General features: G+C 54.8%; 4 protein-coding genes. All 4 read left to right on the forward strand.

The window, feature by feature from the left end:
• Window positions 1–142, forward strand: a 142-nt coding sequence (locus DWX76_RS13585; protein WP_118570875.1) for a DUF4316 domain-containing protein, incomplete at its 5' end; no start/stop codon positions are given.
• Window positions 142–483: a plasmid mobilization protein gene (locus DWX76_RS13590; protein WP_118570876.1), complete on the forward strand. Its 342-nt coding sequence runs from the start codon at window positions 142–144 to the stop codon at window positions 481–483. The genes DWX76_RS13585 and DWX76_RS13590, both read left to right, overlap by 1 nt.
• Before the next feature lie 175 nt (window positions 484–658).
• Window positions 659–949, forward strand: a complete 291-nt coding sequence (locus DWX76_RS13595) for a CD1845 family protein (protein ID WP_005927606.1) — start codon at window positions 659–661, stop codon at window positions 947–949.
• Between the two features lie 79 nt (window positions 950–1,028).
• A partial coding sequence (locus DWX76_RS13600; RefSeq protein ID WP_118570877.1) for a relaxase/mobilization nuclease domain-containing protein occupies window positions 1,029–2,409 on the forward strand: 1,381 nt, incomplete at its 3' end.

Raw genomic sequence — 2,409 nt, forward strand, 5'->3', positions numbered from 1 at the left:
CACGGAGCAGAACTGCAACATGATTGACGGCGTACCCAACAACACGCCCATCCAACCCACGCCCCCGGAGCTGGACGCAAAACCGCTGGATAAGGTAAAGGAACCCAAAGAGCGCCGGAAAGGCCGGGAGCTGGAACGCTGATGGAGAACCGCAAGCGGAATGTCCATCTGCACGTCATGGTAACACCGGACGAGCTGGCGGCCATCCATGAACGGATGGCTGAGGCGGGCATTTCCAACGCCGGGGCTTATGTACGGAAAATGGCTCTGAATGGGTATATCCTGCACATCGACCTTGCGCCCGTAAAAGAGCTGATCTCTCTGCAACGGCGCTGTTCCAACAATCTCAATCAGGTTGCCATACACGCACATACCTATGGCGTGTACTCGGAGGAAATCGACGGATTGAAGCGGGACTATGAAAAGCTGTGGGGCGAGGTGTCAAAGGTGCTGCGGGAGCTTTCCGAGCTGGTGGCAAAGTAAGACGAGGGCGGCAGGCTTCCGTTGCGGGGCTTGCCGCCCTGCTCTTTTTTTACCACTTCGGGCCAGTATGACCCAAAAGTTTGGGACAGGATTTACTAATCTTTCGCAACATTTATGTCCCCGGGCAGGCATGATAAAATAGAGGTAGAAAGGATAGATAAAGGAGGTTTTGAAGATGAAGATACTGCTGAAAATATTGGTTGCTCCATTTGCTTTAGCGTTGTCCCTTCTGGCGGCTCTGCTGGTGTTCCTATTTGATATTTGTGCCGTCCTGCTGACGATTGCCTCTGTGATCCTGACGGTGCTGGGTGTCGCTCTCTTTTTCACGCCGACGCCCATAGGCGGGATTGTATTTCTGTTTCTTGCCTTCCTTCTTTCGCCGTATGGACTGCAAGCGGCGGCGGGCTCCCTTCTTTGGGCGCTGGACGGAGGCAAATCCGCTCTGTACCGGTTTCTGGCAAGTTAAGCAGCCTCGGGCCATACTGGCCCGAAGTCGGGGCGGTCTGAATGGGCCGCCCCTTTCTCATGGAAAGGAGGAATGATTTTTGGCTACCACAACTTTGTTACAGCGCCATGCGGGCGAAGGCGAAACGATTGCTGAGGCTATCCGGGATTGTCTGGACTATGGCAAGGACCCGGAGAAAACAGAAAGCGGAAAGTATATCTCCGCTTATGAATGTGATCCGGCCACCGTGGCGGACGAGTTCCTTTTGGCAAAGGCCAGCTATGCCGCTATGACGGGCCGGGAACAGAAGAAAGAAAATAATGTGCTGTGCTATCAGATACGACAATCCTTCTATCCGGGCGAGATCACCCCGAAGGAGGCGAACCGTATCGGCTATGAGCTGGCTATGCGCTGGACAAAGGGGCGGCACGCTTTTATCGTTACCACGCACACCGATAAGCAGCACATCCATTGTCACATTTATTACAACTCCACCACCCTTGACTGCACCCGGAAATTCCGAAATTTTTGGGGCTCCAGCTTCGCCCTTCGGCGGCTCTCTGACAGGCTGTGCCTTGAAAACGGGCTGTCCATCGTGGAGAACCCGAAGCCCCGGAGCAAGGGCAAGTATCGGAACTATGGGGAGTGGCAGAAAGACCGGAAAGGGCCGCTTTCCTATCAGGACCGACTGCGCCTTGCTATTGATACTGCGCTGGCGGAACGCCCCGCTGATCTGGACGAATTTCTCAATTTGATGAAGCGGGCCGGGTATGAGGTCAAGACGGTTCGGGGCGGCGGTATCAGCTTCCGGCTGACCGGGCAGGGACAGGAACGCTTCACCCGTCTGCGTGCCTCCACGCTGGGGGACGGCTACGACTTGCAAGATGTTCTGTCCGCCATTGAGGGCAAAGAAAAACGCCCCGGGCACTCGGAGCGGAAAATCAGTCTGGCGGTGGATATTCAAGCGAAGCTGGCTGCCGGTAAGGGGCCGGGATATGAACGCTGGGCGAAGGTATTTAACATTAAGCAGATGGCCGCCGCTCTTGCCTATATACAGGACAATAACCTGACCGATTATGAGCAGTTAGCGAAGAAAGCCACCGAGGCGGCAGACCGTTTCCATGTTATTTCCGAACAGGTCAAGCAGACGGAACAGGCCATGAAAACCAATGCCGGGCTAAAGGCCGCAACGGTTCAGTATGCCAAAACCCGCCCAGTCTTTGAGCAGTATAAGGCGACGAAGTACAGCCGGAAATTCCTTGCGGAGCATGAGGCCGACCTTGAACTGTACCGGGCTGTACAAGCGGAAATGCGCTCTCTGCTGGGCGGGGCGAAGCTCCCTAAAATGGATGTGCTGAAGGAGGAAGGCCGCAAGCTCACAGCAAAGAAAAAACAGCTCTATGGAGAATACCAGAAGGCACGACGGGATATGCAGGAGATCGTCACAATCAAGGCGAACATTGACACTCTGATGGGCTACA

It is taken from the genome of Clostridium sp. AF21-20LB, assembly GCF_003478795.1.
In the GTDB taxonomy this organism is placed as follows: Bacteria; Bacillota; Clostridia; order Lachnospirales; family Lachnospiraceae; genus Otoolea; species Otoolea fessa.

Bases quoted from the DNA above. Each gene is read 5' to 3' on its own strand.
- DWX76_RS13590 (WP_118570876.1), top strand. From the start codon at position 142: ATGGAGAACCGCAAGCGGAATGTCCATCTGCACGTCATGGTAACACCG.
- DWX76_RS13595 (WP_005927606.1), top strand. From the start codon at position 659: ATGAAGATACTGCTGAAAATATTGGTTGCTCCATTTGCTTTAGCGTTG.